At 73.5% G+C, this 7,458-nt stretch carries 7 protein-coding genes and 1 pseudogene; 4 read left to right on the top strand and 4 right to left on the bottom strand.

From position 1 onward, the window contains the following. A partial coding sequence (locus ACXJMZ_RS35705) for a DEAD/DEAH box helicase (protein WP_457034171.1) occupies positions 1–1,312 on the bottom strand: 1,312 nt, incomplete at its 3' end. A gap of 595 nt (positions 1,313–1,907) precedes the next feature. Between ACXJMZ_RS35705 and ACXJMZ_RS35700 the strand changes: the two genes are divergently transcribed. Beyond that, positions 1,908–2,672, top strand: coding sequence for a ferritin-like fold-containing protein (locus tag ACXJMZ_RS35700; protein WP_057227103.1), 765 nt, complete (start codon positions 1,908–1,910; stop codon positions 2,670–2,672). 165 nt (positions 2,673–2,837) lie between these two features. On the opposite strand, the gene ACXJMZ_RS35695 is transcribed toward ACXJMZ_RS35700, so the two are convergent. The 3 genes from ACXJMZ_RS35695 to ACXJMZ_RS35685 all read right to left on the bottom strand — a co-directional run bounded on the left by ACXJMZ_RS35695 (position 2,838) and on the right by ACXJMZ_RS35685 (position 4,237). Next, the gene (locus ACXJMZ_RS35695; RefSeq protein WP_457034170.1) at positions 2,838–3,113 is read right to left on the bottom strand and encodes a hypothetical protein; all 276 of its coding nucleotides are present in this window, start codon (positions 3,111–3,113) and stop codon (positions 2,838–2,840) included. Positions 3,114–3,232: 119 nt separating this feature from the next. Beyond that, positions 3,233–3,460 (bottom strand): DUF3107 domain-containing protein, encoded by a 228-nt coding sequence (locus ACXJMZ_RS35690; RefSeq protein WP_057227099.1) that lies wholly within the window; start codon positions 3,458–3,460, stop codon positions 3,233–3,235. A 120-nt stretch (positions 3,461–3,580) separates the two neighbouring features. Then, positions 3,581–4,237 carry a TetR/AcrR family transcriptional regulator gene (locus tag ACXJMZ_RS35685; RefSeq protein WP_457034169.1) on the bottom strand — a complete coding sequence of 219 codons (657 nt, stop codon included), beginning with the start codon at positions 4,235–4,237 and terminating at the stop codon, positions 3,581–3,583. Positions 4,238–4,472: 235 nt separating this feature from the next. Here ACXJMZ_RS35685 and ACXJMZ_RS35680 point away from each other — a divergent pair, with 235 nt between their 5' ends. From ACXJMZ_RS35680 to ACXJMZ_RS35670, 3 genes and pseudogenes are all read left to right on the top strand, one after another. Next, positions 4,473–5,384, top strand: a complete 912-nt coding sequence (locus tag ACXJMZ_RS35680; RefSeq protein WP_457034168.1) for an alpha/beta fold hydrolase — start codon at positions 4,473–4,475, stop codon at positions 5,382–5,384. Between the two features lie 296 nt (positions 5,385–5,680). After that, positions 5,681–7,198 (top strand): DUF3492 domain-containing protein, encoded by a 1,518-nt coding sequence (locus tag ACXJMZ_RS35675; protein ID WP_457034167.1) that lies wholly within the window; start codon positions 5,681–5,683, stop codon positions 7,196–7,198. Then, a pseudogene (locus ACXJMZ_RS35670) lies at positions 7,198–7,458 on the top strand (hypothetical protein); the annotation flags it as partial. The gene ACXJMZ_RS35675 and the pseudogene ACXJMZ_RS35670, both read left to right, overlap by 1 nt.

Below are 7,458 nucleotides of genomic sequence, written 5' to 3'. Positions count from 1 at the left end.
GTGCGCGGGCCGGCCGCTCGGCGACGGCCGCTTCGGCGGCAGGCGCCTCGGCGGCGGCCGGACCGGAGCGGCGGCCACGGCCACCACCGGCGGTGGTGGTGCCGCGTGCGCCACGCCCACCGGTCTCGCCGAGGTCCTCGATCTCCTCGGCCTTCAGACCCGCCCGGGTCCGCTCGGAGCGCGGCAGGACACCGGTGGTGCCGGGCGCGATCTTGAGCAGCTCGTACAGGTGCGGCGAGGTGGAGTAGGTCTCCTCCGGGTCCGGGAACTTGAGGTCCAGGGCCTTGTTGATCAGCTGCCAGCGCGGGATGTCGTCCCAGTCGACCAGGGTGACGGCGGTGCCGAAGGCGCCGGCCCGGCCGGTGCGGCCGATCCGGTGCAGGTAGGTCTTCTCGTCCTCGGTGCACTGGTAGTTGATGACGTGCGTGACGCCCTCGACGTCGATGCCACGGGCCGCGACGTCGGTGCAGACCAGCACGTCGACCTTGCCGGCCCGGAAGGCCCGCAGGGCCTGCTCGCGGGCGCCCTGACCGAGGTCACCGTGCACCGCGCCGGCCGCGAAGCCGCGCTGGGTCAGCTGGTCGGCGACGTCGGCGGCGGTGCGCTTGGTCCGGCAGAAGATCATCGCCAGGCCGCGGCCGTCGGCCTGCAGGATCCGGGCGACCATCTCGACCTTGTCGAGCGAGTGCGCGCGGAAGATGTGCTGGGTGGTGTTGGCCACGGTGTGGCCGGTGTCGTCCGGCGCGGCGGCCCGGATGTGGGTCGGCTGGCTCATGTACCGGCGGGCCAGCGAGATGACCTGGCCGGGCATGGTGGCCGAGAAGAGCAGGGTCTGCCGCTTGGCGGGCAGCATGGTGATGATCTTCTCGACGTCCGGCAGGAAGCCCAGGTCGAGCATCTCGTCGGCCTCGTCGAGCACCAGCGCCTTGACCTTGGAGAGGTCCAGCTTGCGCTGTCCGGCCAGGTCGAGCAGGCGGCCCGGGGTGCCGACGATGATGTCGACGCCCTTCTTGAGCGCCTCGACCTGCGGCTCGTACGCCCGGCCGCCGTAGATCGCGAGAACGCGGACGTCGCGGACCTTGCCCGCGGTCTGCAGGTCGTTGGTCACCTGGGTGCAGAGCTCACGGGTGGGCACCACGATGAGCGCCTGCGGGCCGTCGGAGAGCTGCTCCTCGGTGGCCCGGCCGGCGTCCACGTCGGCGCGGACCACGACGCGCTCGATCAGCGGGAGGCCGAAGCCGAGGGTCTTGCCGGTGCCGGTCTTGGCCTGGCCGATCACGTCGTGGCCGGTCAGAGCGACCGGGAGGGTCATCTCCTGGATCGGGAAGGGGTGGATGATGCCGACAGCCTCGAGGGCCTCGGCGGTCTCCGGGAGGATCCCGAGGTCCCGGAAAGTGGTCTTGGTGGGTTCAGCGGTGGTGGACAGGGTGCTGCCTCTTCCATGTGGTGGGGCCGAGAGCGAGAGGGCGGGCGGGCAGCCTCGTGAGCGGCAACGGGCCGCAGAACAGCCCGACTCGTCGGATACGAGGTCGCACAACCGCGCCGGCCCCTGCGGCCTGCCGACTCGAGCGGCCCTGTGAAAGGGCGCGTCGTCCGGCGGCGTGGGGGAGGATTTCCCGTGAGGGGCCAGGCGCGGGACCTGCGCCAGGGCGGCGCGGTCCGCGGCGGCCCTCGCTCGGCCACTGATGCGGTGCCAGGGCCCGAGGTCCGGGCCATGGTCGGAGCCGATCGGGTCTCCGACCGGGCATCCGCGTACGTGAACGCCCGGTGTCCGTACGCGGCACTTCACCGTGCCACCGGGATACATCGAGCTTCCCTACCACCATACAGTCAGGCGACGACTCGAACACGTGACGTGCCCTACTCTGCGCCGGGCGGCCCGGGGCACGGGCGATAGGGTGGCCACAATGGAGACTCAGGCAGCCGACGACGGCACCCCGCTGGACGCATCCGTCACTTCCGTCGCTTCCGACCCGCCCGCCTCGATCGGCGGCTGGGCCGCCCGCTCGGCCGACCCGGACTACCGGGCCGCCGTGCTGGAGCTGCTCGGCGCCCTGGCGTACGGCGAGCTGAGCGCCTTCGAGCGGCTCGCCGAGGACGCCAAGTTCGCGCCCGGGCTGGTCGACAAGGCGGCGCTGGCCAAGATGGCCTCCAACGAGTACCAGCACTACCAGCTGCTGCACGACCGGCTGGTCGAGGTCGGCGCCGACCCGACCGGGGTGATGACCCCGTTCGTCGAGCCGCTGGAGGCGTTCCACCGGATGACGGCGCCCTCGGACTGGCTGGAGGGCCTGGTCAAGGCGTACGTCGGCGACGCTATCGCGACCGACTTCTACCGCGAGGTGGCCGCCCGGCTGGACGACGACACCCGGGAGCTGGTGCTCTCGGTCTCCGGTGACACCGGGCACGCCCAGTTCGCGGTGGACCGGATCCGGCAGGCGATCGAGGACGACCCCCGGGTCGGCGGCCGGCTGGCGCTCTGGGGCCGGCGGCTGATGGGCGAGGCGCTCAGCCAGTCCCAGCGGGTGGTGGCCGAGCGGGACGCGCTCTCCAACCTGCTGGTCGGCGGTGCCGCGGTGCAGGGCTTCGACCTGGTCGAGGTCGGCAAGATGTTCAACCGGATCACCGAGGCGCACACCCGGCGGATGGCCGCGCTCGGGCTCGCCTCCTGACGAGGGTCTGTCTGACCATTCCCGCCGGGCCCGGCCCGCCCGGCACGCACGCTCGCCGCACGGCCGAAACGCCCAAGTAGCTCCGCTACGAGGGCATCTCGGCCGCACGCCGATCGCACGCACCGAACGACCCGGCCTGATCCGGCGGGAATGGTCAGACAGACCCTAGGCGTGCCGGTGCCGCCCCGTCCCGGCCAGCAGGTCGGGGCGGGCGAGCACCGAGACCAGCAGCACCGCGCTGACCGCCGAGAAGAGCAGCGCCAGCGCGGGCAGGTGGTCGTCCAGCGCGTAGCCGGAGATGCCGCCGCCGAGCAGGGCGGCGATCACCGCGGTCACGACGGTCAGGGTCCGGGAAGCCGGGAAGTACGCGGGCAGCAGCGTGAGCGCGCCGAAGCCGACGGCCAGGCCGATGAGCACGAAGGCGATCGTTTCGAGGACCACGGGCTGCCTCCCTGAAGGTTCCCTCTCGGCCATACCCGGTTGCCCCGGTCGGTACGCGTACCGACGCCGAACGGCCGCCCCCTGTTCGGGGACGGCCGTCCGGTCGTGCTGAGACTGCGTCAGATGGTGCCGAAGCCCACCTTGCGGACGCTGGGCTCGCCGATCTCCACGTACGCCAGGCGCTCGGCCGGGACGATGACGCGGCGGCCGTGCTCGTCGGTCAGCGTGAAGAGCTTCGAGGTGCCCTCCAGCGCCTTGGCGACCGCGCTCTCGACCTCATCGGCAGTCTGCGTGCTCTCGAGAACGATCTCTCGGGGCGCGTTCTGCACGCCGATCTTGACCTCCACGGCTTCCGTCCCTCCGGGTTGCAGCCATCCATACGCTCGAACCGCTGTTCGCGGGCGTCGCGCCGTACGGCTTCACCATAGAGCAACGACCACGCGGAACGGCGAAGGTCCGCTGATCGCCTATTCGGCGGAAGCGTCCGAGGACTCCTGGCCAGGGTGCATCGGGAAGCCCTTGAGGCCGCGCCAGGCCAGGCTGGCGACCAGCTTGACGGCCGCGTCGCGGGGGATCTCCAGGTCCTGCGAGAGCCAGTACCTGGCGGTGATCTGGGCCAGGCCGCAGACGCCGACGGCGAGCAGCTTGGACTCGGCCTCCGGCAGGTCGGTGTCCTCCGCGATGACCTGGCTGACCAGCGTCGCGCTGGCGTCGGCGGCCCGCTCGACCCGCTCGCGCACGGCGGGCTCGTTGGTCAGGTCGGACTCGAAGACCAGCCGGAAGGCGCCGGACTCGCTGGAGACGTAGTTGAAGTACGCCTCCATGGTCGCGGCCACCCGCAGCTTGTTGTCGGTGGTGGTGGTGAGCGCCTGGCGGGTGGACTCCACCAGGGCGTCGCAGTGCTTGTCGAGCAGCGCGAGGTAGAGCTCCAGCTTCCCGGGGAAGTGTTGGTAGAGCACCGGCTTGCTGACGCCGGCGCGGTCGGCGATGTCGTCCATGGCCGCAGCGTGGTAGCCCTGGGCGACGAACACCTCCTGCGCGGCACCGAGCAGTTGTTCACGGCGGGCGCTGCGCGGCAGGCGGGCACCACGCGGGCGCTCCTGCGCCTCCTGGACGGCCGTCACGGGCGCTCCTCACTTCACGGTCTGCGGCAGCGCCCTCTGGGGCGGGTGTGCCGGGCATTGCTGGCAAGGTGACTGATTCTACTTTTGGGTAACCCGATCCGCGCCGGGCGAGGGCGAGAAAAGCGCCCGGCCCCCTTGTCGGAAGCACACAATACGGGGCTCACCTGCGCTGTCCAGAGGTTGAGACGTGGCGGAGGCTGGGCCGGAGCGGTCCTGCTCACTACGATCGTGCCTCATGAGCACTGAGCAGCGGGTGGCGGCCGAGGAACCGGGGCCGGAGCGGACCGTGCAGGTCCCCGGGGCGGTACTCGCGGTGAGCGGTCCCGCGGCGGCCACCGACGGGCTGCCGCCCGCGCTCTTCGTGCACGGGCTCGGCGGCTCCGGGGACAACTGGACCGAGCTGATCGCCGAGCTCGGCGGGGAGCTCGCGGCCGAGACGGTGGACCTGCCCGGCTTCGGCTGGTCCGCGCCGCCGCAGGACGGCAACCTCTCGCTCTCCGGGCACGTCCGGGCGGTGATCGGGTACCTGGAGGCGGCGAACCGGGGCCCGGTGCACCTGTTCGGCAACTCGCTCGGCGGCGCGGTCGCGGTCCGGCTGGCCGCCCTGCGGCCCGACCTGGTGCGCAGCCTCACGCTGATCTCGCCCGCGCTGCCCGAGCTGCCTCCGCAGTACACCGCCTGGCCGACCGGCCTGCTCGCGCTGCCTGGCGTCCCCGCACTGCTGGGCCGGACCCGCAGCCCCGGCGGCGACGTCGAGCAGGCCACCCGGGACTTGCTCGCGCTGGTCTACGGCGACCCGGCGGCCGTGCCGCCCGCGCAGTGGGACCGGGCGGTGGCCGAGTACCGGCGCCGGGCCGGGCTGCCGTACGCGCTGGCTGCACTGGCCGGTTCGGCGCGCGGGATCGTCGCGGCGTACACCGAGCGCGGTGAGCAGGCGCTCTGGCGGCAGGCGGCGCAGGTGAAGGCGCCGGTGCTGCTGGTGTACGGGCTGCGCGACAAGCTGGTCTCGTACCGGTCCGCCCGGCGGGCCTGCGCGGAGTTCGCGGACGCCAGGCTGCTGGTGCTGCCGGACTCGGGGCACGTGGCGATGCTGGAGCACCCGGAGCTGGTGGCGCGCTCGGTGCGGGAGCTGCTGGCCGAGAGCTGACGAGGCGTCGGCCAGGCGGTGGGTCGGACGGCCGGAGAACGGCGGACTGCGGTCGAGGTCACGCGGTTTCACTCGTTCAGGTGGCTGACGGGTCCGTGACCGATGGGTCGTCAGCGTTTCGTTCTACCTTCGTGGTGTCGGACCGAACAGGTGTGGGGGAGCAGCAGGCGTCTGCGGCTGCGCAGGGTGTCGAGCGGTGCGGTGGAGCCCGCCGGGAGCCCGTTCTGAGTACTGGTACGTCGGCTGAGGCCGTGGCGTAACCGCACCCGGTCAAGGGAACCGCTCTGGAGGTCGTCGTGCGCATTGCTCTGCTCACCGAGGGTGCCAGCTCGTACGCACAGCGTGCCGACAGCTGGTGCGGGCGGCTGATCGAGGGTCTGCCCGAGCACGAGTTCCGGCTCTACCTGCTGGGTGGGGGAGGCGGGCCCGACGAGGGTCCGGTGCCGGTCGCCGAGCTGCCGCTCTGGGGGCGGCGGCCGAAGGGGCGCGGGCCCGCGCTGCACCGGCGGCGGTCCTACCAGCAGGCGTACCGCTCGTTGATCCGCTCACTGGTGATACCCGGCGAGCGGGAGTCCTTCGGCCCCGCGCTGCACCGGCTGGCGGCGCTCGGCCGGGAGGACGGCGCGCTGCCGGCCTTTCTGGCCTCAGGGCCGGCCCAGCGGGTGCTGGAGCAGGTCTGGCGTTCGCCCGGCGCCGAGACGGCGGCGGGCCAGCCGCAGGTCAGGGACGTGCTGGTGGCGGCGGACCTGCTGGAGCAGTGCCTCCGGCCGCTCTCCGCGCCCTGGTACGGCACCGGCCCCGGGGGGCTCGGCTCGGCCGACCTGTGCCACGTGGTGGGCGGCGGCCCGGCCGCTCTGCCCGCGCTGGTGGCCAAGCAGCTGCACGGCGTGCCCTTCGTGATCACCGAGCACGGGCTGCACCTGCGCGAGCAGTACCGCAGCTACCGCACCGCGCCGTACCGCTGGCCGGTCCGCGCGCTGCTGATCGGCTTCTTCCGGCTGCTCACCGAGGAGACCTACCGGCAGGCCGCCGTGCTCACCCCGGGCAGCGGCTACGACCGGCACTGGCAGGAGCGCTGCGGGGCCGACCCGGCCCGGATCAGGGTGGTGCACGAGGGCACCCCGGCGGTGGCCAGGGCGGCGGCCGGGCCCGAGCCGGAGGGCCCGGTGCTGGTCTGGGCCGGGGCGCTGGAGCCGGGGCGCGATCCGGCGCTGATGCTGCACGCCTTCGCCCGGATCAGGGCCGAGCAGCCCGCCGCCCGGCTGCGGATGTACGGCGAGGAGGGGGCGCCCGGCTTCCTGGCGCACTGCCGGGAGATAGCCGAGCGGCTCGGCGTGGACGCGGCGGTCAGCTTCGAGGGCAGGCCCGAGGGCGGCGCGGCCGAGGTCTGGGCGGCGGGCAGCCTGGTGGTGTTCTCGGCGCTCGCCCAGCGCAGCCCGCGCCTGCTGGCGGACGCGATGCTGAGCGGCCGCGCGGTGGTGGCCACCGAGGTCGGGGTGGCCCGCGAGGTGGTCGGGCCGACCGGCCTGCTGGTGCCGCCGCGTGACCCCGCCGCGCTGGCCACCGCCTGCCTGGCACTGCTCGGCGACGAGGAGCGGCGGGCCAGGCTCGGCCTTTCCGGGCGGCTGCGGGCCCAGGAGCGCTTCGCGGTGGAGCCGGTGGTGACGGCCTTCCGGGAGATCTACCTGGAGCTGGTCTCCCGCTGGCCCGCCTTCCCGACGGTGGCCAAGGCGGCGGCCCGGCCGTTCGCCCGGCCCGCCGAGTACTGGGTGGCAGGTCCCGCCACCGCCGAGCCCGTGGCCGAGGCCGTCTGATGACCGGGCGGGAGGTGGATCCGGTACGGGAGCTGATGGAGCGTCACCGCACCTCGTGCGAGCAGGCCGTGGACGCGCTGGAGATCGCCGCCGCCCTGGAGGACGCCGGTCTCGGCCCCGCCGAGGCGGCCCGCTGCCGGCACGCCGACGTGTTCTCGCTGGCCGAGGAGCTGTACGCCCGGGTCCCGCGCCGCCCGCCGACCGCCCCGGTCCCGGTGCCGCCGGTGCGCTGGCGGCAGCGGTCCTGGCAGGCGCTGCGC

The organism is Kitasatospora sp. P5_F3 (assembly GCF_054049135.1).
This window is presented reverse-complemented; position numbering and strand designations above follow the sequence as displayed.

Coding starts and splice junctions, on each gene's coding strand:
- ACXJMZ_RS35700 (WP_057227103.1), top strand. CDS start 1,908: ATGGAGACTCAGGCAGCCGACGACGGCACCCCGCTGGACGCATCCGTC.
- ACXJMZ_RS35680 (WP_457034168.1), top strand. CDS start 4,473: ATGAGCACTGAGCAGCGGGTGGCGGCCGAGGAACCGGGGCCGGAGCGG.